This window comes from Curvibacter sp. GW821-FHT01G03, assembly GCF_059422285.1.
Window position 1 is genome coordinate 22,616 of the sequence record NZ_JBWKWP010000001.1, and the last position, 26,649, is coordinate 49,264.

Annotated in this window: 22 protein-coding genes; 16 read left to right on the top strand and 6 right to left on the bottom strand. The window is 66.1% G+C overall.

The window, feature by feature from the left end; all coding sequences use genetic code 11:
* Positions 1–31: 31 nt before the first annotated feature.
* From AC07VS_RS00120 to AC07VS_RS00175, 12 genes are all read left to right on the top strand, one after another.
* Positions 32–334, top strand: a complete 303-nt coding sequence (locus tag AC07VS_RS00120; RefSeq protein WP_492347417.1) for a type II toxin-antitoxin system VapB family antitoxin — start codon at positions 32–34, stop codon at positions 332–334.
* Positions 331–732, top strand: coding sequence for a type II toxin-antitoxin system VapC family toxin (gene vapC, locus AC07VS_RS00125; protein WP_494749915.1), 402 nt, complete (start codon positions 331–333; stop codon positions 730–732). Before AC07VS_RS00120 ends, vapC begins: the two co-directional genes overlap by 4 nt.
* Positions 720–1,508 carry an enoyl-CoA hydratase/isomerase family protein gene (locus tag AC07VS_RS00130; protein ID WP_492347415.1) on the top strand — a complete coding sequence of 263 codons (789 nt, stop codon included), beginning with the start codon at positions 720–722 and terminating at the stop codon, positions 1,506–1,508. Before vapC ends, AC07VS_RS00130 begins: the two co-directional genes overlap by 13 nt.
* A gap of 3 nt (positions 1,509–1,511) precedes the next feature.
* Positions 1,512–2,708 carry an alpha/beta hydrolase family protein gene (locus AC07VS_RS00135; protein ID WP_494656539.1) on the top strand — a complete coding sequence of 399 codons (1,197 nt, stop codon included), beginning with the start codon at positions 1,512–1,514 and terminating at the stop codon, positions 2,706–2,708.
* A gap of 16 nt (positions 2,709–2,724) precedes the next feature.
* Positions 2,725–4,740 (top strand): acetyl/propionyl/methylcrotonyl-CoA carboxylase subunit alpha, encoded by a 2,016-nt coding sequence (locus tag AC07VS_RS00140; RefSeq protein WP_494749916.1) that lies wholly within the window; start codon positions 2,725–2,727, stop codon positions 4,738–4,740.
* Between the two features lie 48 nt (positions 4,741–4,788).
* Positions 4,789–5,727, top strand: coding sequence for a 2-hydroxyacid dehydrogenase (locus AC07VS_RS00145; protein WP_494749917.1), 939 nt, complete (start codon positions 4,789–4,791; stop codon positions 5,725–5,727).
* A 29-nt stretch (positions 5,728–5,756) separates the two neighbouring features.
* Positions 5,757–6,665, top strand: a complete 909-nt coding sequence (locus tag AC07VS_RS00150) for a hydroxymethylglutaryl-CoA lyase (RefSeq protein WP_492347411.1) — start codon at positions 5,757–5,759, stop codon at positions 6,663–6,665.
* An 81-nt stretch (positions 6,666–6,746) separates the two neighbouring features.
* Complete coding sequence (locus tag AC07VS_RS00155; protein ID WP_494750090.1) at positions 6,747–7,253, top strand: YbaK/EbsC family protein; 507 nt, start codon at positions 6,747–6,749, stop codon at positions 7,251–7,253.
* On the top strand, positions 7,250–7,489 hold the full coding sequence (locus tag AC07VS_RS00160) for a DUF1289 domain-containing protein (RefSeq protein ID WP_494749918.1): 240 nt from the start codon (positions 7,250–7,252) through the stop codon (positions 7,487–7,489). The genes AC07VS_RS00155 and AC07VS_RS00160 overlap by 4 nt, the downstream gene beginning before the upstream one ends.
* 38 nt (positions 7,490–7,527) lie before the next feature.
* Entirely contained in the window at positions 7,528–8,172 is a 645-nt protein-coding gene (locus tag AC07VS_RS00165; protein ID WP_492347409.1) for a 2-hydroxychromene-2-carboxylate isomerase, read from the top strand.
* 95 nt (positions 8,173–8,267) lie between these two features.
* The gene (locus AC07VS_RS00170) at positions 8,268–10,097 is read left to right on the top strand and encodes a DUF294 nucleotidyltransferase-like domain-containing protein (RefSeq protein ID WP_492347408.1); all 1,830 of its coding nucleotides are present in this window, start codon (positions 8,268–8,270) and stop codon (positions 10,095–10,097) included.
* The gene (locus AC07VS_RS00175; RefSeq protein WP_492347407.1) at positions 10,094–10,759 is read left to right on the top strand and encodes a 3'-5' exonuclease; all 666 of its coding nucleotides are present in this window, start codon (positions 10,094–10,096) and stop codon (positions 10,757–10,759) included. Before AC07VS_RS00170 ends, AC07VS_RS00175 begins: the two co-directional genes overlap by 4 nt.
* Positions 10,760–10,849: 90 nt before the next feature.
* Here AC07VS_RS00175 and AC07VS_RS00180 read toward each other — a convergent pair whose 3' ends face one another.
* The gene (locus AC07VS_RS00180; RefSeq protein WP_492347406.1) at positions 10,850–12,580 is read right to left on the bottom strand and encodes a cation acetate symporter; all 1,731 of its coding nucleotides are present in this window, start codon (positions 12,578–12,580) and stop codon (positions 10,850–10,852) included.
* The gene (locus AC07VS_RS00185; RefSeq protein ID WP_494749919.1) at positions 12,577–12,885 is read right to left on the bottom strand and encodes a DUF485 domain-containing protein; all 309 of its coding nucleotides are present in this window, start codon (positions 12,883–12,885) and stop codon (positions 12,577–12,579) included. Before AC07VS_RS00185 ends, AC07VS_RS00180 begins: the two co-directional genes overlap by 4 nt.
* 373 nt (positions 12,886–13,258) lie before the next feature.
* On the opposite strand from AC07VS_RS00185, the gene AC07VS_RS00190 reads away from it, so the two are divergent.
* The 4 genes from AC07VS_RS00190 (at position 13,259) to AC07VS_RS00205 (ending at position 22,378) form a co-directional block, all read left to right on the top strand.
* Complete coding sequence (locus AC07VS_RS00190) at positions 13,259–14,923, top strand: MFS transporter (RefSeq protein ID WP_492347404.1); 1,665 nt, start codon at positions 13,259–13,261, stop codon at positions 14,921–14,923.
* A 268-nt stretch (positions 14,924–15,191) separates the two neighbouring features.
* Complete coding sequence (gene uvrA, locus AC07VS_RS00195) at positions 15,192–20,948, top strand: excinuclease ABC subunit UvrA (protein WP_494749920.1); 5,757 nt, start codon at positions 15,192–15,194, stop codon at positions 20,946–20,948.
* A gap of 82 nt (positions 20,949–21,030) precedes the next feature.
* Positions 21,031–21,993, top strand: coding sequence for a Bug family tripartite tricarboxylate transporter substrate binding protein (locus AC07VS_RS00200; protein WP_494656547.1), 963 nt, complete (start codon positions 21,031–21,033; stop codon positions 21,991–21,993).
* A 49-nt stretch (positions 21,994–22,042) separates the two neighbouring features.
* Positions 22,043–22,378, top strand: coding sequence for a hypothetical protein (locus AC07VS_RS00205; RefSeq protein ID WP_494749921.1), 336 nt, complete (start codon positions 22,043–22,045; stop codon positions 22,376–22,378).
* Here the strand turns inward: AC07VS_RS00205 and AC07VS_RS00210 are convergent.
* From AC07VS_RS00210 to AC07VS_RS00225, 4 genes are all read right to left on the bottom strand, one after another.
* Entirely contained in the window at positions 22,361–23,185 is an 825-nt protein-coding gene (locus AC07VS_RS00210) for an HAD-IIB family hydrolase (protein WP_494749922.1), read from the bottom strand. The two genes, AC07VS_RS00205 and AC07VS_RS00210, sit on opposite strands and share 18 nt — an antisense overlap.
* Entirely contained in the window at positions 23,182–24,267 is a 1,086-nt protein-coding gene (locus tag AC07VS_RS00215; protein WP_494749923.1) for an acyltransferase family protein, read from the bottom strand. Before AC07VS_RS00215 ends, AC07VS_RS00210 begins: the two co-directional genes overlap by 4 nt.
* Before the next feature lie 81 nt (positions 24,268–24,348).
* Positions 24,349–24,798 (bottom strand): GtrA family protein, encoded by a 450-nt coding sequence (locus AC07VS_RS00220; protein WP_494656553.1) that lies wholly within the window; start codon positions 24,796–24,798, stop codon positions 24,349–24,351.
* A 5-nt stretch (positions 24,799–24,803) separates the two neighbouring features.
* Positions 24,804–26,432 carry a peptide chain release factor 3 gene (locus AC07VS_RS00225; protein WP_492347396.1) on the bottom strand — a complete coding sequence of 543 codons (1,629 nt, stop codon included), beginning with the start codon at positions 26,430–26,432 and terminating at the stop codon, positions 24,804–24,806.
* Between the last annotated feature and the right edge of the window lie 217 nt (positions 26,433–26,649).

Genomic DNA, 26,649 nt, shown 5'->3' on the forward strand with positions numbered 1-26,649 from the left:
TTCCTGAATTCATACACATTCGAGGCCGCCTGTGCGAACCAACATCGACATCAACGACGAACTGCTGGCGCGGGCCATGGCGGCCGGGGCGTTCAAGACCAAAAAAGAGGCTGTGGAGGCCGGCTTGCGCCTGCTGGCGCGCAAAGAAATCTACGACGGCCTGCTGGCCCTGCAAGGTCAGTTGCACTGGGATGATTCCGATGAGGGCTGGGCTGAGGCATCAGCCCAGACGGCAAGCCAGCATGGCGCGGCCATGGCCGTCGCAGAAACGCCCGCTCCGGCCTACAAGACGACGCCTGCCGTGGCTCGTCCAGTCAAAAGGCGGCGCCCGTGATTCTGGTGGATTCCAGTGTCTGGATCGATTTCTTTGCAGGCCGCAGCAACCGGGCTGTCGAGGCCTTGAGGGCATTGCTGCAGGGCAATCGTGGTGACATTGCTGTGGCCGACTTGGTGATGTTCGAGGTGTTGCGCGGTTTTCGTTCGGGGCGCGCGCTGGAGTTGGCCGAGCACTACCTGGGCAGTCTGCCGCAGGTCCAGTTGGGCGGCTCGTCGGCCGCCCTGCTGGCGGCCCGCGAGTACCGCAAGTTGCGTGCACGGGGCATCACCATCCGCAGCCCCATCGACATTCTGCTGGCCAGCTTCTGCATCCACCATGGCCACCAACTACTGCACCGCGATGCAGATTTTGACGTGTTCGAAACTTTGAGAGGACTCCCCACATGGCCGCGCTGAGCACCATCACCGTCGACATCGGCCCCGTGGCCCGTGTCACCCTGAACCGCCCCGACGTACGCAACGCCTTCAACGAGACCGTGATCGCCGAGCTCACCCAGGCCTTCCGCGATCTGGGACTGCTCCCCGAGGTCCGGGCCATCGTGCTGGCCGGCCAGGGCCCGGCCTTCTGCGCCGGGGCCGACCTGAACTGGATGCGCAGCATGGCCGACTACAGCCGCGAGCAGAACCTGGCTGATGCTGGGCAACTGGCCGAGATGCTGCGCGTGATCTACGCCTGCCCCAAGCCCACCGTGGCCCGGGTGCAGGGCGATGTCTATGCCGGCGGCACCGGTCTGGTCGCGGCCTGTGATGTGGCCATCAGTGTCGACACGGCGCATTACTGCCTCAGCGAGGTCAAACTGGGCCTGATCCCCGCCACCATCAGCCCCTACGTGATCCGGGCCATGGGCGCCCGCGCGGCCCACCGCTACTTTCTGACGGCCGAGCGTTTCAGCGCTGCCGAAGCCCTGCGCATCGGCTTCATTCATGAGGTGGCGGCGGCGGATGCTCTGGACGCCCGGGTGGACGCCGTCACGGCGGCCCTGCTGGCGGCCGGCCCCGAGGCCGTGCGCCTGAGCAAGCGCCTGGTGCACGACGTGGCCGGGCACGACATCGACGCGACGCTGATCGCCGCCACCGTCGAGCGCATTGCCGATGTGCGCGTCAGCCCCGAAGGGCGCGAGGGCATCCAGTCCTTTCTGCAAAAGCGCAAGCCGAACTGGCTTCTGGGTTGAGCCATGGGGTGCCTGACGACACGTTTGCGTCTTCTGGGCCAAGCCGGCCTGTTGATGCTCGCCCTGGGCCCGTTGGGCCAGGCCGGGGCGCAGACCCCCGCCGCCGCAGCGCCGGCCGAGCCTGTACTCGCGGCCGATCTCCGTGAAGAGATACAGCACATTCCCGTCACGGTGAGTGACCTGTACGGTCGTCAGGAAACGCGTCAGATTCCCATCACGGTGTTCCGGCCCGTGGGCGCGGGCCCGCACCCACTGGTGATCCTCAACCACGGCCGGGCCACCCGCGACAAGCGCGCCCAGCAGGGGCGCCAGCGCTACGAGCACCTGGCGCGCTACCTGGTCACCAAAGGCTTTGCCGTGATGCTGCCCACCCGCCTGGGCTATTGGGAAACCTACGGCGACTTCGACCCCGAAGACAGTGGCAACTGCAATGGCATGCGCATCGAACCCATGGCCAAGGCCGCCTCGGATCAGGTGCTGGCGACCCTGGCCTATGCCCAGAGCCAACCCGACATCGACACCTCGCGCTGGCTGGTCATGGGCCAGTCTGTGGGGGGGCTGACCGCTGTGGCCACGGTGGCGCGCCACCCCGCCGGGTTGGTAGGCGGCATCAATTTTTCGGGGGGCACCGGTGGCGACCCCGAGCGCCGTCCCGGCAATCCCTGCGGCCCGGCGGTGGTCGCCAAGGCCTGGGAGGCCCAGGCCCGGCAGGCCCAGGTGCCCATGCTGTGGCTTTATTGGGCCAATGACCTTTATTGGGGCGAGGACCATCCCCGCCGCTGGCAACAGGCCTGGACGGCCGGTGGCGGCCAGGTGGCGTTCCACACCCTGCCGGCATCGGGCAAGGACGGCCACAACGGCATGAATGCAGACATGGACCACTGGGTGCCCCTGGTGGAGGCCTACCTGGCCAAGCTGGGCTTCACCCGATCGGGGGTGCCCACGGTGCCTGTTGCACAGGGCCAACACCGCGTCGACGCTGTGAACGAGGTGCCCATCAGCGACAGCGCTCGCGAGGGCTTCTACCGCAAATTCCTCGCCGCCCCGGCGCCCCGCGCCTTCGCCATCGGCCCCACGGGCAACGTGGGCTGGGCCACGGGCGACTGGGCCGTGGGCCGCGCGCTGGGCTTTTGTCAGGCCCGCAAAGGCCAAACCTGCAAGTTGTACGCCGTGGACGACCAGGTCGTCTGGGCACCGTGATTTTGGAGACCACCGTATGTTCAAGAAAATTCTGATTGCAAACCGGGGGGAGATCGCGTGCCGCGTCGCCGCCACCGCCCGCCGCATGGGCATCAAGACCGTGGCGGTCTACTCTGACGCCGACGCCCAGGCCAAGCATGTGGCCGCCTGTGATGAGGCCGTGCATGTGGGCGGCAGCGCGCCCAAGGACAGTTACCTGCGCTGGGAGCGCATCCTGGAGGCCGCCAAGGCCACGGGCGCCGAGGCCATCCATCCAGGCTATGGCTTTCTCAGTGAGAACGAAGACTTTGCCCAGGCCTGCGCGGCCGCCGGTCTGGTCTTCATCGGCCCGCCGGCCTCGGCCATCAAGGCCATGGGCCTCAAGGCCGAGTCCAAGCAGCTGATGGAAAAGGCCGGCGTGCCCCTGGTGCCCGGCTACCATGGCGCCGACCAGAACCCCGAGTTGCTGCAGCGCGAGGCCGACCGCATCGGCTACCCAGTGCTGATCAAGGCCAGCGCTGGCGGTGGCGGCAAGGGCATGCGGGCCGTCGAACGGGCTGAAGACTTCGCCGCCGCGCTGGCCTCGTGCCAACGCGAGGCCATCAACAGCTTTGGTGACGACGCGGTGCTGATCGAGAAATACGTGCAGCGCCCGCGCCACATCGAGATCCAGGTGTTTGGCGACACCCATGGCCAGTGCGTGTACCTGTTCGAGCGTGATTGCTCGGTGCAGCGCCGCCATCAAAAGGTGCTCGAAGAGGCCCCGGCCCCTGGCATGAGCGAGATCATGCGCCAGCAAATGGGGGCGGCCGCCGTGGCGGCCGCCAAGGCGGTGCAGTACGTGGGCGCCGGCACGGTCGAGTTCATCGTTGAGCAGCGGCCTGACGGTCGCATGGACTTCTTCTTCATGGAGATGAACACCCGCCTGCAGGTGGAGCACCCGGTCACCGAGGCCATCACGGGCCTGGATCTGGTCGAGTGGCAGTTGCGCGTGGCCAGCGGCGAGCCGCTGCCTTTGCAGCAGTCCGAGCTGCGCATCCAGGGCCATGCGATCGAAGCCCGTATCTGTGCCGAGAACCCCGACAACCAGTTTCTGCCGGCCACCGGGCGCCTCGACATCTACCGCAAGCCAGCCAGCACCAGCTTTGAGCGCGGCACGGTGCGCATCGACGATGGCGTGCGCCAGGGCGACGCCATCAGCCCGTTCTACGACTCCATGGTGGCCAAGCTGATCGTGCACGGCGCCAACCGCGAAGAGGCGCTGGCGCGTCTTGACACCGCACTGGCCCAGACCCACATCGTCGGCCTGGCCACCAATGTGCAGTTCTTGCGCCATGTGGTGCGCAGCCCGTCGTTCGCGGGGGCCCAGCTCGACACGGCCCTGATCCAGCGTGAGCAGGCGGTCCTGTTCAAGCAGGAGCCCTTGGGGCTGACCCTGGTGGCCGCCGCCGTGGTGGCCCAGACCCTGGCTTCGGAGCAGGCCTTGGCGGGTGCCGATCCCTTCAGCCGTCGCGACGGCTGGCGCTCGCATGGCGAGACCGTGCGCCGCTTCGCCTTCGAGTTCCATGGTGAACCCTGTGAGGCCCGCCTCACCTACGGGCACGATGGCCAGCTGCAAGTGTCGATGGGCGACAGCACCACCCCGCTGAGCTGGCGCCACGCCGACCCCGGTTTGCTGCTCGAATTCGGTGGCCGGCGCACCGTGGTGCAAGTCGATGTCCAGGGTGAGGTGGCCCATGTCTTTGCGGCCGAGGGGGCCTCCCAGATCACTGTGATCGATCTGCTGGCCCATGCCGGCGACAGCCATGGCGAGGGCGGTCGACTGACGGCGCCCATGCCGGGCAAGGTGGTGTCCTTTGCCGTCAAGCCCGGCGATGTGGTCCGCAAGGGCCAGCCCCTGGCGGTGATGGAGGCCATGAAGATGGAGCACACCATCGCGGCGCCTTCCGATGGCAGGGTGCAGGAGCTGCTCTATGCCCCAGGCGATCAGGTCAGCGATGGTGCCGAACTGCTGCGCCTGGAGGTGGCCACCGCAGTCAAGGTGGCCGCCTGACCGGCGTGTGACTGCGGGCCGACCTGTGGGATGGCAGACTGCTGCACCATGAACATCACCCTCTGCCTCACCGATACCAAGCCCGAGCCCTGGCAGGCCGGCTTGTCCGCCGCCTTTCCCGATGCCCGGGTCTCTGTCTGGCAAGCTGGCGCCGCGCCGGCCGACTACGCCGTGGTCTGGGCACCGCCCCAGGCCTTTCTGGATCAACAGCCCGGCCTGCGCGCCCTCTTCAACATCGGCGCGGGCGTCGATGCCTTGATGAAAAGCCGTCTACCCGCTGGGGTGCCGGTGGTGCGCCTGGATGATGCCGGCATGTCGGTGCAGATGGCTGAGTTTGTGGCCCACGCCGTGATCCGGCATTTTCGTGAACTCGATGGCTACGAGGCCGATGTGGCCCAGGGCAAGTGGTCGTACCGCAAGCCGCGACTGCGCACCGATTTCACCGTCGGCGTGATGGGCCTGGGTGTGCTGGGCCAGCGTGTGGCCCAGGCCTTGCGCCTGTTCGATTTCCCGGTGCGGGGCTACAGCCGCAGCGCCAAACAGGTCGACGGCATGGAATGCTTCTCGGGACCGGTGGGGGGCGAGGGCTTCCAGGCCTTCTTGCGTGGCACCCGGGTGCTGGTCTGTCTGCTCCCCCTCACCCCCGAGACCGAGAACATCATCGACCGCAACACGCTGGCGGCCCTGGCCCCGGCGGCCTATGTGATCAACGTGGCGCGTGGCGCGCACCTGGTCGAAGCCGATCTGCTGGAGGCCCTGGCCAGTGGCCACGTGGCCGGCGCCACCCTGGACGTGTTCCGCACCGAGCCGCTGCCCGCCGGTCACCCTTTCTGGCAGCACCCACAGATCACTGTGACACCCCACACCTCGGCCCGCACCCTGCGCGAGGAAAGCATTGCGCAGATCGCCGGCAAGATCCGGGCCTTGCAGGCCGGGGAACCGCTGAGTGCGATCGCGGGCGTGGTCAGCCCTGAGCGCGGCTACTGAGGCCGGCGCATTTTTTTTGGAGACACCCCATGACATTGCCCACCCGCGTCAAACTGGTCGAGGTCGGCCCCCGTGACGGCCTGCAGAACGAAAAACAGCCCGTGCCGGCCGAGATCAAGATCGGCCTGGTGCACCGCCTGCAGGAGGCCGGCCTCACCCACATCGAGGTCACCAGCTTCGTCAGCCCCAAGTGGGTGCCCCAGATGGGTGACAACGCCGAGGTGATGGCAGGGCTGCAGCGCCGTGCCGGGGTGCAGTACTCGGTGCTCACGCCCAACCTCAAGGGCTACGAGGCGGCGGTGCTCTCGCGGCCTGACGAGATCGTGGTGTTCGGCGCAGCCAGCGAGGCCTTCAGCCAGCGCAACATCAATTGCTCGATCGCCGAGAGCATCGAGCGTTTCGCTCCCGTGGTGGCCGCGGCGCTGGCCGCCGGCATCCGCGTGCGGGGGGCCATCTCCTGCACCGTGGGCTGCCCTTACGAAGGTGACATCGCCCCCGAGCGCGTGACCCAGGTGGCCCGGCTCATGAAAGACATCGGCGTGCAGCATGTGGGTGTGGCCGACACCATTGGCGTGGGCACGCCCCTCAAGGTGCAGCGCGCCATGGAGGCGGCCCTCAAGGTGTATGCGCTCGACGACGTGTCGGGCCACTTTCACGACACCTATGGCCAGGCCCTGGCCAACACCCTGGCCACCTTGCAGATGGGGGTCTGGCAGTACGACACCTCGGTGGCCGGCCTGGGCGGCTGCCCGTATGCCAAGGGCGCCACCGGCAACGTGGCCACCGAAGACGTGGTGTACATGCTGCATGGCATGGGCATCGCCACCGGCATCGACCTGGACGCCTTGATCGACGCCGGCGACTTCATCAGTCGCCACCTGGGCCGGCCCACCGGTTCGCGGGCTGGCAAGGCCATCCTCAACAAGCGTGTGGCCTGACCGGTTTTTCCTCCTGGACCACCCGGTCATCCCGACGGCGGCACAATGCTGGCCGTGATGAACCCTGAGGAAGCCAGAACCATGTGTGGTGCCGAACTGAAACCCCTGCCTGACGGCGTGCAGCGCGTGGCCGCTGCGCTGCAGGCCAAGGGCCATCCCCACGCCCCGCAGATGCTGGGTGAATCCTGCCGCACCGCCCAAGAGGCGGCCGACACCCTGGGTGTGGCGGTGGGCCAGATTGCCAAGAGCATCATCTTCAAGCGCAAGAGCGACAACCTCGCGGTGTTGGTGATTGCCTCGGGCGATCGCCGGGTGGATGAAAAGAAGGTCGATGCCCTGGTGGGCAAGACCGGCCGCGCTGACGCCGATTTCGTGCGGGCCAGCACGGGTTTTGCCATCGGTGGCGTCTCCCCTGTGGGCCACCTCAACCCGCCGGTGACGCTGATCGACCGCGAACTGTTCCGCTTCGAAGAGGTCTGGGCCGCGGCCGGGCACCCCAACGGCGTGTTCCGCCTGCGCCCGCAAGACCTGGAAGCCCTCACGGGAGGCGCCCCGGTGGCCGATGTGGTGCAGGCCCCGGCGCCATGAGCAACCCGCTTGAACTGCTGGCCGCCAAGGCCGAGGCCGCCTTGGCGGCCGAAGACAACGTGCCCTCGCCCTGTGTCTCGGTGTGTCGCATGACGGCCGACCGCAGCCTTTGTCAAGGCTGCTACCGCACGCTGGACGAGCTGCGGGCCTGGAGCGGAGCCTCCGACGGCTACAAACGCAGCGTCTGGCGCCAGGTGATGCTGCGCAGCGGCCTGGTGCGCGAGCCCCAGGCCTGAACATGGCCCCGAACCCAGGCCCAGCGCCTCAGGCCCGCATGAAACACATCGATTTCTACTTCGACTTCGTGTCCCCCTATGCCTGGCTGGCGCTGGAGCAACTGCCCCAGGCCCTGCAGGGCCTGAGTTACCACGTGAGCTACAAGCCCGTGCTGCTGGGCGCGCTGGTCAAACAGTACGGCCACGGCGGGCCGGCGGCGATCGCCCCCAAACGTGACTGGACCTACCGCCACGTGGCCTGGCTGGGGCACAGCCTGGGCGTGGGACTGCAGATGCCGGCGCAGCACCCGTTCTCGCCCGTGCCTTTGCTGGGCCTGGCCCTGGCCACCAGCGTTGACGGCTGCATCAGCCGCCATGTGGCGCGCGAGGTGATGCGCCATGTCTGGCACGGCGGCCACGATGCGCTCGACCCGGAGCGCCTGCTGGCCTTGCAGCAGCGCCTCACGCTGCGCCACGAGCCGGGCGCCGATGCCGTACGGGCCCGGCTGCGCCAGAACACGCAAGAGGCGCTGACCGCCGGGGCCTTTGGCGTGCCGGCCTGGCGGGTCGAGGGTCGAGTGTTCTGGGGCCTGGACGCCTTGCCCCTCCTGCGGGCTTGCCTGGCGGGTGACCCTTGGCTGGAAACCCACTGGGACTCCGTGCCTCAGGTGATGAACGGTCTGGGGCAGGGGCGCGAAAGCTGAACCTGGGTCAAGTCCTGATGTGATCGCGCACGCGACAATCCTCTGACAACACCGCAGCCCGCCCCGGCGCAGCGGCCCCTGATCGGAGACAAGCGATGCCCAACGCCTTCAATTTCTCGGCTTCGCCATTCGACTGCCTGAAACCTGACGAGCAGCGTCTGGTGCGCAACAGCGTCGATGTGGCCTACTTTCGCGCCGGCACCCCCATCCTCGAAGTGGGTTCCGTGCCCACCCATCTGTTTATCATCATCAAGGGCTTTGTGACCCAGCTCGATGGCGAAGAGGTCATCGGCAGCTACGGCCCTGACGACTGCTTTGATGGCCGAGGCCTGGTGGCCGGGCGGGTCAGCCACCGATTTGTGGCGTCTGAAGAGGTGGTGGCCTACCAACTGGCGCACCAGGCGGTCAACGAACTGATCGCGTCCAACGCCACTTTTGGCGCCTTGCTGTTCTCCGACCTCAGCAACAAGCTCAGCACCCTGGCCCAGCGTCAGGGCAGCCACGAGCTTCACTCGCTCACCATGGCCCGGGTCGAGGAGGCCTTTGTCCGCCCGGCCCCCACGGTGGAGGCCGACACCGACATCGTCACCGTGGTGCGTCGCTTTCAGGCGGAGAAAACCTCCAATGTGCTGGTGCGTGATGGCCGCAGCGACCCGCCTCGGCTGGGCATCTTCACGGCCACCGCCTTGCAGCGTGCCGTGCTCGATGGACGACCGCTCGACCAATTGGCCGTTGGCGAGCTGGCCAGCTACCAACTGGTCACCGTGCGCCCGGGCGATCTGCTGGGCGATGCCATGGCCCTGATGCTGCGCAGCCGCGTGCACCGGGTGGTGGTGGCCGAAGGCGGCGAGGTGCGCGGCATCCTTGAGGCCTTGGACCTGTTCAGCTTCCTGGGCAACCATTCGCACCTCATCACGGTGCAGATCGAGCAGGCCCGCGATCTGGCCGGCCTGGAGCAGGCGGCAGGCCAGATCAACCGCATGATCGGCCTGCTGTCGCGCGGCGGCACCCGGGTGGGGCTGATTGCGCGGCTGGTACAGCAACTCAATCTGCGCCTGTTCGAGCGCGCCTGGGACATGCTGGCACCGCCCGAGCTGGTCGCCAACAGCTGCCTGTTCGTGATGGGCAGCGAGGGCCGCGGCGAGCAGTTGCTCAAGACCGATCAGGACAACGCCCTGGTGCTGCGCGACGGCTACGTGCCGCCAGCCGACCTGCAGGCCCTGTGCGAACGCTTCTCAGCAGCCCTGAGCCGCTTTGGCTACCCCGAATGCCCGGGACACATCATGCTGAGCAACCCGGACTGGCGCGGCAGCGTCAGTGAGTTCAGCCAGCGCGCCCGCGATTGGTTGCTGGTGCCCGATGCTGACAAGCTCATGAAGCTGGCCATCTTCATGGACGCCCACGCGGTGTGCGGCGATGCCTTCTTGCTGACTCGGGTGCAGGAGCAGGTGCAGGCGCTGTCGCTGGACAACGAAGCCATGCTCAGCCGCTTTGCCTCGGCGCTCGATGCTTTTGGCGAATCCTCCAATGGCTGGCTGCACCGCCTGTTCTCGCTGGGCGAGGACGGGCGCCAGCTCAACCTCAAGAAAGAGGGCATTTTTCCGCTGGTGCATGGGGTGCGCAGCCTGGCGCTGGCCCACCGGATCACCGAGACCAGCACCAGCGGGCGCATTGCCGCCCTGGTGGCCGCCGGGGCCCTCAGTGCCGACACGGCCACCGAATTGACCGACAGCCTGCAGGTGTTCATGGGCCTCAAGCTCAAGGCCGGCCTGGCCGAGATCGACCTGAAGCGCCCGGTCACCGGCGCGGTCGACTTTGCCCAGCTCAGTGCGCTGGACCGCGACCTGCTCAAGGATTCGCTGAGCGTGGTCAAGCGCTTCAAGGTGCAGCTGCGCCACCGTTTTCGCCTGGACGCCCTGTCATGAGCACCGTGCCCTTGCCCTCGGTGGCCAACCGCTGGTTGCAGCGCCTGCGCCGTGACTGGGCCTTGCGCCGGCTGGCCGACCCGTCGTTTGCATTTCTGTTCGACGATCCTCCGCCCGATGAGTGGGTCTCGCTGGATTGCGAGACCACCGGCCTCAATGTGCGCAGCGACGAGATCGTGTCCATTGGCGCCGTGCGCATCGTGGGGGACCGCCTCATGACCAGCGAACGGCTGGAGCTGCTGGTGCGGCCTGAGCGCGGTGTCTCGGCCGAGAGCGTGCGCATCCACCGCCTGCGCGAGCGCGACGTGGCCGAAGGCCTGCCCGCCGACGAGGCAGTGCGCCGCCTGCTGCACTTCATCGGGCCACGCCCGCTGGTGGGTTATTTTTTGGAGTTCGATGTGGCCATGCTCAACCGCGTGGTGCGGCCCCTGCTGGGTCAGCCTTTGCCGCAGCCCAAGATCGAGGTGTCGGCCCTGTACTACGACCACAAGTTTCGTCAGCTGCCTCCCTACCAGCAGCACGACAACGCCGACATCGACCTGCGCTTTGCCACCCTGATGGCCGACTTGCAGCTGCCGCTGCGCGATGCCCACGACGCCATCAATGACGCGGTGATGGCCGGCCTGGCCTTCATCAAGCTGCGGGCGCTGAAAAGCGGCTAGCGCCCGCAGCGCAGAAAAAGAAAAACCGGGCCGAGGCCCGGTTTTTTCATGGGAGGGAGACGGGGCGCGTCAGGGCGACCCGTTTCCGCTTCAGTGACCCGAGGCGCCCGAGGCACCCAGGCCGGTTTCCGAGCGCACCTGCTGCGAAGCGAAGGCTTCGCGTTCCTTGGCGGCCTGGCCGCTGCGGTCCAGGACCGAGAACAGCCACACACCGAAGAAGCCGATGGCCATCGAGAACAGGGCTGGCGACGAGTACGGGAACCAGGCCGAGCCCTTGGGGTAGCCCAGCGTGGCTTCCCACACCGAGGGCGACACGATGGTCAGGCCCACCGAGGAGATCAGGCCCAGGAAGCCACCGATCACAGCGCCCTTGGTGGTGCAGTCTTTCCAGAGCACCGACAGGAACAGCACCGGGAAGTTGGCCGAGGCCGCAATCGCGAAGGCCAGCGACACCATGAAGGCGATGTTCTGCTTCTCGAAGGCGATGCCCAGCACCACGGCGACGATGCCCAGGGCCACAGTGGTCATGCGCGACACCTTCAGCTCGGAGGCGCTGTCGGCCTTGCCGCTCTTGAACACGGTGGCGTACAGGTCGTGCGACACGGCCGAGGCGCCCGACAGCGTCAGACCGGCCACCACAGCCAGGATGGTAGCGAAGGCCACGGCCGAGATGAAGCCGAAGAACACGTCGCCGCCGACCGACTTGGCCACCAGAACCGCTGCCATGTTGGCGGTACCGGCACCGCCCTTGATCACGCCCTTGGCCACGTCGGCCATTTCAGGGTTGGTCAGCACCAGGGTGATGGCGCCGAAGCCGATGATGAAGATCAGCACGTAGAAGTAGCCGATCCAGGTGGTGGCCCACAGCACCGACTTGCGGGCTTCCTTGGCATCGGGCACGGTGAAGAAGCGCATCAGGATGTGAGGCAGGCCAGCGGTACCGAACATCAGGGCCATGCCGAAAGAGATCGCCGAAATCGGGTCTTTGATGAAGCCGCCAGGGCCCATGACCGACAGGCCGATCTTGGCCGCCTCTTCGGGCGACTTGCCGGCGTTGGCGGCGATGGCCGCCTTCACCTTCACACCTTCGGCAAACAGGGCTTCAGGGCTGAAACCATACTTGGCCAGCACCATGAAGGCCATGAAGCTCACGCCCGCCAGCAGCATGCAGGCCTTGATGATCTGCACCCAGGTGGTGGCCGTCATGCCACCAAACAGCACGTAGACCATCATCAGCGCGCCCACGATCACCACCGCCAGCCAGTAGTCCAGGCCGAACAACAGCTTGATCAGCTGGCCGGCACCCACCATCTGGGCGATCAGGTAGAAGGCCACCACCACCAGGGTGCCCGAGGCCGCAAAGGCGCGGATCGGAGCCTGTTGGAAGCGGTACCCTGCCACGTCGGCAAAGGTGAACTTGCCCAGGTTGCGCAGGCGCTCGGCCATCAGGAAGGTGATGATGGGCCAGCCCACCAGGAAGCCGATGGAGTAGATGATGCCGTCATAGCCAACGCCCATCACCATGGCCGAAATGCCCAGGAACGAGGCCGCCGACATGTAGTCGCCGGCAATCGCCAGGCCGTTCTGGAAGCCGGTGATGCCACCACCTGCGGTGTAGAAGTCGGCGGCCGATTTGGTCTTGGCCGCAGCCCACTTGGTGATCCACAGCGTGCCTGCCACAAAGGCGGCGAACATGACGATGGCGGTCCAGTTGGTGGCTTGCTTGGCGGCTTCGCCCAGATCACCGCCCGCCGCGAGGGCCGAGCCGCTGGCGGCCAGGGCCAGCGCGCCCGCCAGTGCGAATTGGAGTTGCTTGTTCATTTGGTGGCGTCCTTCAGGATGTCCTTGGTCAACTGGTCGAATTCACCGTTGGCACGCTTCACGTAGATACCCGTGATGATGATGGTGAAAACGATCACGCCCATGCCGATCGGGATGCCCAGCGTGGTCACGCCGGCGCCGATGGGCTGAGCCAGAAAGGCCTTGTCGAAGGCGATCAGGCCGATGTAGCCGTAGTACACGACCAGCATCAGGATGGTCAGGAAAACGCCCAGGCCATTGCGTTTGCGGCGCAGCTCCAGGTACTTCGGGTGGGTTTTTATCTTGTCGACAACAGGGTCGCTCATGTCTCTCTCCAGTAGTTGGAATGGATGCAGGGCGTGGCCCGAAAGCCACCGGCCACGAAACAATTCTGGGCAGCGTCCCTGACCAACTGCTTACGTAAGCCAGCGATAAGCCAGGCCGGGTGTGCGAGCGTCGAAAATCAGCAAACCCAGTCCCCATGCGGGTTTCAGCGGTGTTGTGGCGCGCTGAACGGTATGTGGTTGACCGTTCAGCCGTCGACGGGCGGCAGCGGGATCGGGTAAACCCCTGACCCGTGTTTACCCTTGCATCAGGGCTTGTCCCAAGTCTGTTTGTCAGGGTTCGGTCAGAGTAGCTTCTGATAGTGGCTGCCACAGCCTGGGCCGGATCGCTGGCCCCCATCAACGGAGACACACCATGGCAGCCCCTGCACGACCCATGACACCCGAGGAGCGCCGTGTCATCGTCGCGTCCTCACTCGGAACCGTCTTCGAGTGGTACGACTTCTACCTGTATGGTTCGTTGGCCGGCATCATCGCGCAGCAGTTCTTCTCGGGGTTGGACCCGAGTTCAGCCTTCATTTTTGCGCTGCTGGCCTTTGCGGCCGGGTTCATCGTGCGGCCCTTCGGTGCGCTCGTGTTCGGTCGGTTGGGCGACATGATCGGGCGCAAGTACACCTTTCTGGTCACGATCCTGATCATGGGCATGTCCACCTTCATCGTGGGCATCCTGCCCTCGTATGCCACGGTGGGGCTGGCGGCGCCGGTGATCCTGGTGGCCCTGCGCATGTTGCAGGGCCTGGCCCTGGGCGGTGAATATGGCGGGGCCGCCACCTACGTGGCCGAGCATTCACCGCCCGGGCGCCGTGGTGCCTACACGGCCTGGATCCAGACCACGGCCACGCTCGGCCTGTTCCTGTCCCTGGTCGTCATCCTGGGCGTGCGCAATCTGGTGGGCGAGGCGGCTTTTGCCGATTGGGGCTGGCGCATTCCCTTTCTGATCTCCATCCTGTTGCTGGGGGTGTCTGTGTTCATCCGCCTGTCCATGAACGAATCGCCTGCCTTCAAGCAGATGAAGGCCGAGGGCAAGACCTCCAAGGCCCCGCTGACAGAATCTTTTGGTCAATGGAAGAACCTGCGGGTGGTGTTGCTGGCCTTGTTTGGCTTGGTGGCCGGGCAGGCGGTGGTCTGGTACACGGGGCAGTTCTATGCGCCCTTTTTCCTGACCAACGTGCTGCGGGTGGATGGCTCCACCGCCAACATCCTGACCGCCGTGGCCCTGCTGTTGGGCACGCCTTTTTTCATCGTGTTCGGCACGCTGTCCGACCGCATCGGGCGCAAACCCATCATCCTGGCCGGTCTGCTGCTGGCCACCGTGAGTTACTTCCCCCTGTTCAAGGCGCTGACCCAGGCGGCCAACCCCGACCTGGCGGCGGCCCAGGCGCGCAATCAGATCGTGGTGATCGCGGCCGCGGGGGACTGCTCGTTCCAGGGCAACCCGGTGGCCCGTGAGATCGACTTTTACCGCTCGTGTGACATCGCCAAGCGCTTCCTGGCCCAGAACGCGGTGAGTTACTCCAATCAGGTGTCGGCGGCTGGCGGCCCGGCGCGGGTGCGCATTGGCGAGCAAGACATCACGGCCCCGGTGGGGCGGGTGGTCAACCACAAGTTTGACGATGAGAGCTATCGCGCCATCAGTGCATTCAAGAAGCAGGTGGGCGAGGCCCTGAAGAGTGCGGGCTACCCGCCCCAGGCTGATCCGGCCAAGGTGGACCATGTGACCATCGTGCTCATCCTGACCCTGTTGGTGATCTATGTGACCATGGTCTACGCACCGATTGCGGCCATGCTGGTCGAGTTGTTCCCCACCCGCATCCGCTACACCTCGATGAGCCTGCCCTACCACGTGGGCAACGGCTGGTTTGGCGGCCTGTTGCCCACCATCAGCTTTGCCATGGTGGCGCAGAACGGCAACATGTTCCATGGCCTGTGGTACCCGGTGGTGATCGCGGCGGCCACCCTGGCCATCGGGTTGGTGTTTGTGCCAGAGACTCGGCAGGTCGATATCTACAGTGGTGATTGAGTAGCGCCCCCACGCTCCCTCACTTCGTGTGGTCGCTGCCCCCCAAGGGGGCCGCAGGCCGCCTTGGGGCGGCCCGGCGCCGGCCTGACCTCTTCGTTATGGGCCTGAGCCGATCAGCCAGGGGGCGTTGCCAGCTGATCCTGCACTTGAGGTCGCGAGTCACCACTGTGAGGGTGCCGGTGGCGGGTTTGAAGGGCTTTGGCCTGTGTCATGCCGGCATTGCGGTGGCCTGCCTAGAATGTTTGGCCTCCACAGGAACCAGCCGACCATGACCCAGGGAATCATCAAAATCCGCGGTGCCCGCCAGCACAACCTCAAGAACCTTGATCTGGACATCCGAACGGGTGAGCTGACCGTGGTCACGGGGCCCAGTGGTTCAGGCAAGTCGAGTCTGGTGTTTGACACCCTGTACGCCGAGGGGCAGCGGCGTTACGTCGAAACTTTCTCGGCCTATGCGCGCCAGTTTCTTGATCGCATGGACAAGCCCGCCGTGGACCGGGTGGAGGGCGTACCGCCGGCGATCGCCATCGATCAGACCAACCCGGTGCGCAGTTCGCGCTCGACCGTGGGCACGATGACCGAGTTGAACGATCACCTGAAGCTCTTGTTCGCTCGCGCTGGCGCCTTGTTCGACCGCCAGACCGCCCAGCCGGTGCGCCATGATTCGCCCGAGACCATCTACACCCAGTTGCTGGCGCGGGCCCAGGCCGCCAGCATTGACGGCGTGGAGCCGCGCCTGATCCTGACCTTTCCGGTCGAACTGCCGGCCAGCGCCACCGCCGACGAGGTGAGCCAGTGGCTGGCGGCCAGCGGTTTCACCCGGGTGCAGGCCGAGCGCGAGGTGGCCACGCCCACTGGTCCGCGCAAAGTTCTGGATGTGGTGGCCGACCGCCTGCGTGCGGGCAACGCCGAGAAAGTGCGGGTGATCGAGGCCATCGAGACCGCGCTCAAGCGCGGCAGTGGTCGCCTGAACGTGTATGCCCTGGCGGGCGACGATAGCGAGCCCGAGCTGTGGCGCTTTTCCACCGGCTTGCACTGCCCCGACAGCGAGCTGCGTTACAGCGAGCCGATCCCGTCGGCGTTCTCCTTCAACTCGGCCGTGGGCGCTTGCGAGGTGTGCCGTGGCTTCGGGCGTGTGATCGGGGTGGATTACGGCCTGGTGATCCCGAACGACAAGCTCACGCTGCGGGCCGGCGCGATCAAACCCATGCAGACCCCGGCCTGGGCCGAGTGCCAGGACGACCTGATGCGCCATGCCGAGGCCGCCGGCATCCCGCGGGACACGCCCTGGTACAAGCTGACCCCCGAGCAGCAGAAATGGGTGATCCAGGGCTCGCCCAACTGGAACGGCAAGTGGAACCAGCACTGGTACGGCGTCAAACGTTTCTTCGAGTACCTGGAGACCAAGAGCTACAAGATGCACATCCGGGTGCTGTTGTCCAAATACCGCAGCTACACGCCTTGCGAAACCTGTGCGGGCGCGCGCCTGAAGACCGAAAGCCTGCTGTGGCGCATCGGCAGCCGCGAGGCCGCCGATGCCGTGTTGGCGCCGGCCAAGCGTTTCATGCCGGCCGGGGTGGCCTGGTCGCGCGATCAGCTTGAGGCCTTGCCCGGCCTGTGCTTGCATGACCTGATGCTGTTGCCGCTCGATCGCCTGCGCCGTTTCTTCGACGCACTGCACCTGCCGGGCCACGGCTCGGACGGCGAGGCCCAGGCCCTCAAGCTGCTGTACGAGGAAATCACCACCCGCCTCAGGTACCTGTGCGATGTGGGCATTGGTTACCTCACGCTGGACCGGCAAAGCCGCACCCTGTCGGGTGGCGAGGTGCAGCGCATCAACCTGACCACCGCGCTGGGCACCTCCCTGGTCAACACGCTGTTCGTGCTGGACGAGCCCAGCATCGGCCTGCACCCGCGCGACATGAACCGCATCACCGAGGCCATGCACCGGCTGCGCGATGCCGGCAACACCCTGGTGGTGGTCGAGCACGACCCGGCCGTGATGCTGGCGGCCGACCGCATGATCGACATGGGCCCGGGCCCCGGCGAACGCGGCGGGCAGATCGTGTTTGACGGGTCCACCGAAGACCTGCGCCGTGCCGATACCCTGACCGGCCAGTACCTGGGCGCGCGCAAACAGGTGGGCATGGGCTTCAAGCGCCTGGTCAGCGACAACACACCGCGCCTGATCCTGGAGGGGGCGCGCGAGCACAACCTGCAGAACGTGTCGGTCGAGATTCCGTTGCAGCGCCTGGTGTGTGTGACCGGGGTGTCGGGGTCGGGCAAGTCCTCGCTGATCCAGGACGTGCTGGCGCCCGCGCTGCTGCGCCACTTCGGCAAGGCCACGGAGACCCCGGGCCTGCATGACCGCCTGCTGGGCGCCGATCACTTGGGCGATGTGGTGTTTGTCGACCAGTCGCCCATCGGCAAGACCGCGCGCTCCAACCCCGTCAGCTATGTGGGCGCCTGGGACACCCTGCGCGAGATTTTTGCCACCGCGCCGATGGCCCGCCAGCGCAGCTACACCGCCAGCAAGTTCAGCTTCAACAGCGGCGATGGCCGTTGCCCCACCTGCGGTGGTTCGGGCTTCGAGCACGTCGAGATGCAGTTTTTGTCCGACGTCTACCTGCGCTGCCAGGATTGCGATGGCCAGCGCTATCGGCCCGAGATCCTGGAGGTCAAGATCGAGCGCGGTGGCCGCCACCTGAGTGTGGCGGATGTGCTGGACCTCACGGTCAGCGAGGCGGCGAGCCTGTTCGCCGCCGACCGCGAGGTGCTGCGCGCCCTGCAACCCATTGTGGACGTGGGTCTGGAGTACGTGAAGCTGGGCCAGCCCGTGCCCACGCTGTCGGGCGGCGAGGCCCAGCGCCTGAAGCTGGCCGGTTTTCTGGCCGAGGCCGCCAAGGCCGGCAGCAGCAGCCGCCAGCCGGTGGCGCGCAAGGGCACGCTGTTCCTGTTCGACGAACCCACCACGGGCCTGCATTTCGACGACATCGCCAAGCTCATGCGTGCCCTGCGCAAGCTGCTGGAGGCCGGGCATTCGCTGTTGGTGATCGAGCACAACCTCGACGTGATCCGTGCCAGCGACTGGCTGATCGACCTGGGCCCGGAAGGGGGTGACGCCGGCGGTCTGGTGGTGGCCGTGGGCACGCCCGAAGAGGTGCGAGCCCATGCCAGCTCACACACCGGCCAGGCGCTGCGGGAGTACGACCGGGCCATGGGCCTGGGTGCCTATTCGGTCGAGGAGGGCACGCCGTTGCAGGCCCTGGTGCGCCCGCGCCGGCAGGCCCCGGCCCATGGGGCCGATGCGATCCAGATCGTGAACGCCCGCGAGCACAACCTGAAGGGCCTGTCGGTCGACATCCCCCGCGGCAAGTTCAGCGTGGTGACGGGGGTCAGCGGCTCGGGCAAATCCACCCTGGCCTTCGACATTCTGTTCAATGAGGGCCAGCGTCGCTACCTCGAAAGCCTCAATGCCTATGCCCGCAGCATCGTGCAGCCGGCCGGGCGGCCCGAGGTGGATGCGGTGTACGGCATCCCGCCCACGGTGGCGATCGAGCAGCGCCTGTCGCGCGGCGGGCGCAAGTCCACCGTGGGGACCACCACCGAGTTGTGGCACTTTCTGCGCCTGCTTTATGTGAAGCTGGGCGTGCAGCACTGCGTCCACGACGGCGCCCCTGTGCAGCCGCAGACACCCGACAGCATTGCCTCTCAGTTGCTGCGCCAGTTCCGTGGCCAGCACATCGGCCTGCTGGCGCCGCTGGTGATCAACCGCAAGGGGGTCTACACCGAGCTGGCCGACTGGGCCCGCCCCCGCGGCTACACCCACCTGCGGGTGGATGGCCAGTTTCTGCCCACCACGGGCTTTCCGCGCATCGACCGATTCAAGGAACACACCATCGAACTGCCGGTGTGGAGCCTGATGGTGCGGCCCGACAACGAGGCCGAATTGCGTCAGGCCCTGGCCACTGCGCTGGAGCACGGTAAGGGCGTGGTCCATGTGCTGAGCGATCTGACCGGCCTCAAGGAGGCCATGGCCGAGGGGCGTGACACCTCGGCCATCGGCCGCCTGACCCCCTACAGCACCAAACGGGCCTGCCCGGTGTGCAGCACCAGCTATGCCGAGCTGGACCCGCGCCTGTTCTCGTACAACAGCAAGCACGGCTGGTGCCCCGATTGCGTGGGCACCGGCGTGCGCCTGAGCAAGGAGCAGCGCAAGGCACTCGACGATTCGGTGCGTGACGACGACAACAAGGGGCGTGAACAGACCTTTGCCGAACCCGAGGTGGAAGACCTCAGCGATGAGGCCTGCCCGAGCTGTGAGGGCACCCGGCTCAACAAGGTGGCGCGGGCAGTGCGCTTTGCGCAGGTGGGCATCACCGACATCGCCCGTCGCTCGGTGCTGCAGGTGCGCGACTGGGTGGCCTCGCTGGCCCTGCCCGACGAGATGAGTGCGCGTGAGCGCGACATCGCCCGCGATCTGATCCCCGAGATTGGCAGCCGTCTCGATTTTCTGGACGAGGTCGGCCTGGGCTACCTCACCCTGGACCGCGGTGCCCCCACCCTGAGCGGTGGCGAAGCCCAGCGCATCCGCCTCGCGGCCCAGTTGGGCAGCAATCTGCAGGGCGTGTGCTACGTGCTGGACGAGCCCACCATCGGCTTGCACCCGCGTGACAACCAGATCCTGCTGAAGGCGCTGCAGAACCTCAGCGACAAAGGCAACACCCTGGTGGTGGTCGAGCACGACGAGGACACCATCCGCCACGCCGACCACATCATCGACATTGGTCCCAGCGCGGGCAAACGCGGGGGCCGCCTGGTGGCCCAGGGCACGGCCGCCGAGATCGGGGCCTGCGTCGAGTCGGTCACCGGCCGCTACCTGCTGCACGCCATCCGGCACCCGCTGGCCCCGCGCCGTGAGGTGCTGAGTGCGCCCGAAGGCGGTCAGTGGCTGAGCGTCGACGGCGCGCGCCTGCACAACCTGGCCAACATCACCTTGCAGGTGCCGCTCAAGCGGCTGGTGGCGGTGACGGGTGTGTCAGGCTCGGGCAAGTCGACGCTGGCGCGCGATGTTCTGCTCACCAATGTGCAGGCCCTGGTGCAGCAGCGCAGCACCCAGGCCGGGCGGCAGGCCCAGGCCGAGGGCCGCCGTGTGGGCCTGGTCGGCTGCGCCGATGTGCAGGGCTATGAGGTGATCGACCGGGTGCTGGAGGTCGATCAGACCCCCATCGGCAAAACGCCGCGCAGTTGCCCGGCCACCTACATCGGGTTCTGGGACACCATCCGCAAACTGTTTGCCGAAACCCTGGAGGCCAAGGCCCGGGGCTATGCGGCCGGGCGCTTCTCGTTCAACACCGGCGAAGGGCGCTGCCCGGCCTGCGACGGCGCTGGTGTGCGCACCATCGAGATGAGCTTTCTGCCCGATGTGAAGGTGCCCTGCGAGACCTGCCACGGCGCGCGCTTCAACCCCGAGACCCTGGCCGTGACCTGGCGTGGCAAGAGCATCGGCGACGTGTTGCAGATGGAAGTGGACGAGGCGGTGGACTTCTTCGCCTCCATGCCCAACATCAGCCACCCGCTGCAGTTGCTCAAGGATGTGGGTCTGGGCTACCTCACCCTGGGCCAGCCCTCGCCCACGCTGTCGGGCGGCGAGGCGCAGCGCATCAAGCTGGTGACCGAGCTCAGCAAGGTGCGTGACGATGTGACCCGGCGCGGCAACAAGGCGCCGCACACCCTGTACGTGCTGGACGAACCCACCGTGGGTCTGCACATGGCGGACGTCGAGAAGCTGATCCATGTGCTGCACCGCCTGGTCAATGGCGGCCACAGCGTGGTGGTGATCGAACACGACCTGGACGTGATGGCCGAGGCTGACTGGATCATCGATCTGGGTCCCGAAGGCGGGCAGGGCGGCGGCCGCATCGTGGCCGCTACCACCCCCGAGGGGCTGGTGCAGCGTGCCACCCACACCGGGGTGGCGCTGGCGCCGGTGCTGGCGCGCGGGGGACAGGTCGCCGAGGTCTGATCGTTTAGGGTGCCGGAATCAGGCTGCGCCAAAGCGCGGCCTGCGAATCGGCGCCCGGCGCCCTGTCACTGGAGACACCCCTATGCAAAGAAGATCCCTGCTGAAGCTGGCTGGCAGCACCCTGGCCCTGGGCCCGCTGGCCGCACGCGCCCAGGCATTTCCGACCCGACCGGTCAAGCTGATCGTGGCCTTTCCGGCCGGTGGTCCCACCGACATCACGATGCGCCAGCTGGCCGACAACGCCGGCAAGATCCTGGGCCAGCCCGTCATCGTCGAGAACAAGCCCGGCGCAGGCGGCACCCTGCCCGCGCAGGCCTTGCAGAGCTCGGCGCCCGACGGCTACACCGTGGCGCAGATCCCCCTGGGCGTGTTCCGCATGCCCTACACCACCAAGATCAACTGGGACCCGGTGAAGGACATCAGCTACGTGATCAACGTCACTGGCTACGCCTTCGGCCTGGTGGTGCCCAGCAGCAGCGCGATCAAGACCTGGGCCGACTTTGTGGCCTATGCCAAGGCCAACCCGGGCAAGCTCACCTTCGGCTCGACCGGCACCCTGACCAGCCCGCACCTGACCATGGAGCAGGTGGCGCAGAAGCTGGGCCTGCAGCTGACCCATGTGCCCTACAAGGGCAGCGCCGACCTGATGCAGGCCGTGCTGGGCGGGCACGTGATGGCCGCGGCCGATTCGACCGGCTTTGCTCCGCAGGTGGAAAGCGGCAAGCTGCGCGTGCTCAACACCTGGGGCGAGCAGCGCCTGGCCAAGTTCCCTGATGCGCCCACGCTCAAGGAGCTGGGGCTGGATCTGGTGCAGAACTCACCCTTCGGCATCGGGGCGCCGCGCGGCACACCGCCCGAGGTCGTCAAACGCCTGCATGACGCGTTCAAAAAGGCCATGGAAGAGCCCAGCTATGTGCAGGCCCTGGGCCGCTACGACATGCTGCCCAACTACATGGACAGCGCCCAATACCTGAAGTTTGCCCAGGACACCTTCAACCGCGAAAAAGCCTTGATCGAGAAGCTGGGCCTGAACAAGCCGGCCTGATCGCGTGAGCCCCGGGCTTGGGCTGGCATGATGGCGTGGCCTGTTGCCCATGTCCGAACACCGTGTCATCGAGATCCACCCTGAAGCCCCGTCCAAGCCGGTCTGGGGACAGCCCTGCAATGGCTGCGGCGTGTGTTGCCTGGCCGAGCCCTGTCCCCTGGGGGTGCTGGTGTCGCGCCGCCGCCGCGGCGCCTGCAAGGCCCTGCAGTGGGCGCCCGAGCTGTTGATTTACCGCTGTGGCATGGTCAGTGCCCCGGCCGTCCACCTGCCAGCGCCCCTGCGCTGGGCCGCGCCGCTGCTGGCCCGACTGGCCCGGCGCTGGATTGCGGCTGGCGTGGGTTGCGATGCGGCGATCGAGGTGCCCGACTCAGCCGGGCGAGACTGAGCGCGCGGCCAACAAGACCTGGGCCAGTTCAGCAAAACCTGCACCGCGCTCGCTGGGGGTGATGTAGCGCGGCAGGTGCTGCAACTGCGGTACGAAGCGGCGCACATTGGCCACCCCCACGCTGAGCGGAAAGTGCTGGAACATCAGCTGGTCGTTGGTCGAATCACCCACATACACCCAGCGGTCCAGTTCCTCGTCCAGGGGGCAGCCCCACAGTTCACGCAGAATCCAGCGCGCCCCTTCGAGCTTGTTGTGCGGGCCATACCAGCCATTGATGTGGATGCTGCTCACGGTGGCGTTCATGCCCGCGGCCCGCATCCGGGTCACCACCTGTTCGATGGCCTGGGGTGGCAGCTCGGTGAATTCGCTGTGGTCGATCGCGATGTCGGTCTCGCGCCCGGCCGAGTCGGTGGCCCGGCGCGCGCCGGGCACGTTGGCTTCGATGTCATGCAACACCGACTCCATGCGCTGGTACTGCTGCTCTCGCAGGGCCAAACTCTGCTGGTAGCACCGCCGCAAGCTGCCGTCGGCCTGGGGGATCAAGGCCACAGCGCCGTTCTCTGCCACGATGGCATCCAGCGGCCAGGTCCGCGCAAAGGGCTCGCTCCAGCCCACAGGCCGCCCCGTGATGGCCACCACCCGCAATCCCGCCGATTTCAGATCATGCAAGGCCTGCAAGGCTTCGGGCGTGATGGCACCGTCCGTCGTGAGGGTGTCGTCGATGTCGGTGAGAAGGCCTTGCAGGGGAGCGGCCTGCTCTGCCGGCAAATTGGTCAAGCTCTGCAGCGTGGGGTGAGGCTGGCTCATGGTGGATGGTTGAGGCGATTCGGTGTGAGGGCCTGCATGAAGGGGCGAGAGGCGCAGAAGGTGACCCAACGTTTTCCAAGGCGCATGGCTGGCTTTTCCACGGCGTACCAAGATGCGGCTGCCAGGGCAAGTGCCAAGCCGAAGCCAAAAATCTGATTGGCATGGATTCCCCACTGAGGCCACCATGCGACGGCCATTTGTTGGGCAGGAAATCCGTACAGGTAAACGCCATAAGAGAAGTCACCGGGCGTTTGCAGCTTTCTGAACCCGCGAGCGCTGGCGATCACCAGCGAACCGTAGAACAGGCTCAGGTACACCAGCGCCTGAAACAGGGGGCTTTGTCGCAGCAGCAGGGTCAGCAGCAACAAGCCGGTTGCGATGCTGGCCCGGACCTCGATCCGGTCTTTGTTCAAGGCCATCAACATGCCCAGCGCAAAGCACGCCGGCAGCAGGCGGGCTTCACCGTCAAACTTCAGGGTCGCCATGGTGTCTGGCGCCCAAAAGCCTGCAGCGATCACGCCGACAGCGAGCACCGTGCTGAGCATGGGCGTTGCCATCAGGCCGATCAGACTCAGTGCCACCAGCATCGAATAGCAATACACCTCAGACGGCAGCGTCCAGAGTGATCCGTTGACCGCGTTCATGCGGTTCAATTCGAAGACCCCCGGCAGGGTCCATTGCAGGCTCAGCAGCATGTTGTTTGCATAGCTGCGGGTCGCTGGGTGGGTCAGGTAGTCGCCCAGCGGCATGCGGGTCATGATCGGGCCCACCACGGCCATGCAGAACACGGTGCAGACGATCAAGCCAGGAAAGATGCGAAAGACGCGGGCGCCGATGAAGCCGGGCAGGTCATGGCGCAGGGATGGGCTGTTGCTGACCATCAGCCCGCTGAGAAAGAAAAACGATTTCACCGCCAGTGAGCCTGCATAGTCGAACCCCAGCAGTGCTTGGACAAAATCCCCTCGTCCTTCGGCAGCAGGTACCAGCGCATAGGCGTGGCCGACGATCACCAGGGCTGCAAAAATGAGGCGCAGCAAATCGAAGTTGTTGTTGTGCCTTTCCAAGCATTGACTCAGCTTCATGAAGGTGTCTCGGGTTAAGCGGGACGATGTTTGTCAGAGGGGCGGCTACACAGGCTCCACCGATTGACAGTCGTGATCATCTCAATGGCGGCCGGTATGCGACAGACGACGAAACACCAGAAACCGCGCACTCAGGAAGTTGACGCACATGCCTGCCAGGCTCCCGACGGCGACGCCCAGCATGGCGGATCCTTTCAGTTCGGGAAAGTGATGAACAAAGGCCACATAGGCGCTGTAGTTGATGACCCCGCCCACGCTCATGGTGCCCAGGTAGGCCACATATTCAGCCACCAGCGTCTTGCCCTGGCGGCCGGTCGGTGCAAAGGTCTGGCGGCGGTTGAAGGCCCAGGTGGTGGTGGCGGCACACAGGAAGGACAGCACCCGCCCACCATAAAGGCCCAGCCAGGGGGTGAGCAGCCACAGCACCGCCATGTCGACCAGCAGGCCCAGCACACCCGAGACCCCGAACCAGAACAGTTGACGGATCACGGCGCGTGCCGAGGCCCTTGATGGGCCGGTTTCGGCTTTCATGGCCTTCAACCCGCCGTCTGCAGGGCCAGGCCCGCGTGCTCGCGCAAGGGGTGGAAATGGATTTTCGGGAAGCGCTCCTGGGCCAGACGCACGTCATAGGGTGAGGTGCACAGATAGGCCAGGGTGTTGGCAGCGTCGTGGGCCAGACGCAGTGGGTAGGCGTCGGTGAAGGCCTTGAGCTCGGCGGGGGTGTCGGCGGTGATCCAGCGGGCCCCGGTGTATTGGCTGCTCTCCAGGCGCACGTCGGCGTCGTACTCGGTCTTGAGGCGGTGCTGCACCACCTCAAACTGCAGCTGACCCACCGCACCCAGCAACATGGCTCCCCCCATGTCGGGCTTGAAGACCTGGATGGCGCCTTCTTCGCCCAACTGGGCCAGGCCCTGTTGCAACTGTTTGGTGCGCAGCGGGTTTTTCAGGATCACGTTCATGAACAGCTCGGGCGCAAAGAAGGGCAGGCCGGTGAACTGCAGGCTGGCACCGTCGGTGATGGTGTCGCCCAGTTGCACGCCGCCATGGGTGGTGAAGCCGATGATGTCGCCGGCATAGGCTTCATCCACGGCTTCGCGCCGCTGCGACAGAAAGGTCACCACGCTGGTGGGCCGCAGCTCCTTGGCCGTGCGTTGCACACGCAGCTTCATGCCGGGCGTGTATTTGCCCGAGGCCATGCGCACAAAGGCGATGCGGTCGCGGTGGTTGGCGTCCATGTTGGCCTGCACCTTGAACACCACGCCTGAAAACGCGTCATCCTCAGGCTGGATCACTTTTTCGACCGGCTGGCGGTTGACGACCACGGTGCTCGTGCGCGATTGCGGCGGAGGCGCCAGATCGACCAAGGCGTCAAGCACCTCCATCACCCCAAAATTATTCACCCCCGAGCCAAAGAACACCGGGGTCTGCTTGCCCGCCAGGAAGGCGTCATGGTCGTAGCTGGGCGAGGCGCCCGTGGCCAGCTCCATGGCCTCCACGGCCGCCTCAAATTCGCTGCCGAAGCGCTTGACCAGTGTGGCGCGCTCAGACAAGGGGATGGATTCAAAGTCGTGCGGCAGGCGTTCGCTGCCAGCCTCGAACACCGTCATGGCCTGGGTGCGCAGGTTGATGATGCCGGCAAAGCTCTTGCCCTGGCCCACGGGCCAGGTCATGGGCACGCAGGGCATGCCCAGCTCGCGCTCCACCTCGTCGAGAATGTCCAGTGGCTCGCGCACTTCGCGGTCCATCTTGTTGACGAAGGTGAGGATGGGGGTGTCGCGTTGACGGCAGACCTCGATCAGTCGGCGAGTCTGCGATTCCACACCGTTGGCGGCATCGATCACCATCAAGGCCGAATCGACGGCGGTCAGCACCCGGTAGGTGTCTTCCGAGAAGTCTTTGTGGCCCGGGGTGTCGAGCAGGTTGATCACATGGTCGCGGTACAGCATCTGCATCACCGACGAGGCCACCGAAATGCCGCGCTGCTTTTCGATTTCCATCCAGTCCGAGGTGGCGTGGCGACTGGCCTTGCGCGCCTTCACCGAGCCGGCGATCTGGATCGCGCCCGAGAACAGCAGCAGTTTTTCGGTCAGCGTGGTCTTGCCCGCGTCCGGGTGGGAAATGATCGCGAAAGTGCGGCGGCGGCGGGTTTCTTCGAGAAAGCTCAAGGTCTTTGTCCGATTGAGGCAGAGGGTTGTCGTGGCCTGGCCGGCAAGCACTCAGGGCTGGCCGGCAGCCGCCAGGGGCGGCGGATCCATCGTTGGAGCCAAGGGCGGAGGCCTGAGCCTGGCCCGCGACCTGTGATTTTACCGGCTTGGCCCGCACAGTCCTTGGAAGGCGTGCACCTGTGACCAGGTGTTGCGAGTCACAAGTGTTTGAAAATCC

Coding starts and splice junctions, on each gene's coding strand:
- uvrA (WP_494749920.1), top strand. CDS start 15,192: ATGACCCAGGGAATCATCAAAATCCGCGGTGCCCGCCAGCACAACCTC.
- AC07VS_RS00220 (WP_494656553.1), bottom strand. CDS start 24,798: ATGAAAGCCGAAACCGGCCCATCAAGGGCCTCGGCACGCGCCGTGATC.
- AC07VS_RS00190 (WP_492347404.1), top strand. CDS start 13,259: ATGGCAGCCCCTGCACGACCCATGACACCCGAGGAGCGCCGTGTCATC.
- AC07VS_RS00210 (WP_494749922.1), bottom strand. CDS start 23,185: ATGAGCCAGCCTCACCCCACGCTGCAGAGCTTGACCAATTTGCCGGCA.
- AC07VS_RS00155 (WP_494750090.1), top strand. CDS start 6,747: ATGTGTGGTGCCGAACTGAAACCCCTGCCTGACGGCGTGCAGCGCGTG.
- AC07VS_RS00215 (WP_494749923.1), bottom strand. CDS start 24,267: ATGAAGCTGAGTCAATGCTTGGAAAGGCACAACAACAACTTCGATTTG.
- AC07VS_RS00175 (WP_492347407.1), top strand. CDS start 10,094: ATGAGCACCGTGCCCTTGCCCTCGGTGGCCAACCGCTGGTTGCAGCGC.
- AC07VS_RS00200 (WP_494656547.1), top strand. CDS start 21,031: ATGCAAAGAAGATCCCTGCTGAAGCTGGCTGGCAGCACCCTGGCCCTG.
- AC07VS_RS00135 (WP_494656539.1), top strand. CDS start 1,512: ATGGGGTGCCTGACGACACGTTTGCGTCTTCTGGGCCAAGCCGGCCTG.
- AC07VS_RS00180 (WP_492347406.1), bottom strand. CDS start 12,580: ATGAACAAGCAACTCCAATTCGCACTGGCGGGCGCGCTGGCCCTGGCC.
- AC07VS_RS00205 (WP_494749921.1), top strand. CDS start 22,043: ATGTCCGAACACCGTGTCATCGAGATCCACCCTGAAGCCCCGTCCAAG.
- AC07VS_RS00140 (WP_494749916.1), top strand. CDS start 2,725: ATGTTCAAGAAAATTCTGATTGCAAACCGGGGGGAGATCGCGTGCCGC.
- AC07VS_RS00150 (WP_492347411.1), top strand. CDS start 5,757: ATGACATTGCCCACCCGCGTCAAACTGGTCGAGGTCGGCCCCCGTGAC.
- AC07VS_RS00170 (WP_492347408.1), top strand. CDS start 8,268: ATGCCCAACGCCTTCAATTTCTCGGCTTCGCCATTCGACTGCCTGAAA.
- AC07VS_RS00165 (WP_492347409.1), top strand. CDS start 7,528: ATGAAACACATCGATTTCTACTTCGACTTCGTGTCCCCCTATGCCTGG.
- AC07VS_RS00160 (WP_494749918.1), top strand. CDS start 7,250: ATGAGCAACCCGCTTGAACTGCTGGCCGCCAAGGCCGAGGCCGCCTTG.
- AC07VS_RS00145 (WP_494749917.1), top strand. CDS start 4,789: ATGAACATCACCCTCTGCCTCACCGATACCAAGCCCGAGCCCTGGCAG.
- AC07VS_RS00130 (WP_492347415.1), top strand. CDS start 720: ATGGCCGCGCTGAGCACCATCACCGTCGACATCGGCCCCGTGGCCCGT.
- AC07VS_RS00185 (WP_494749919.1), bottom strand. CDS start 12,885: ATGAGCGACCCTGTTGTCGACAAGATAAAAACCCACCCGAAGTACCTG.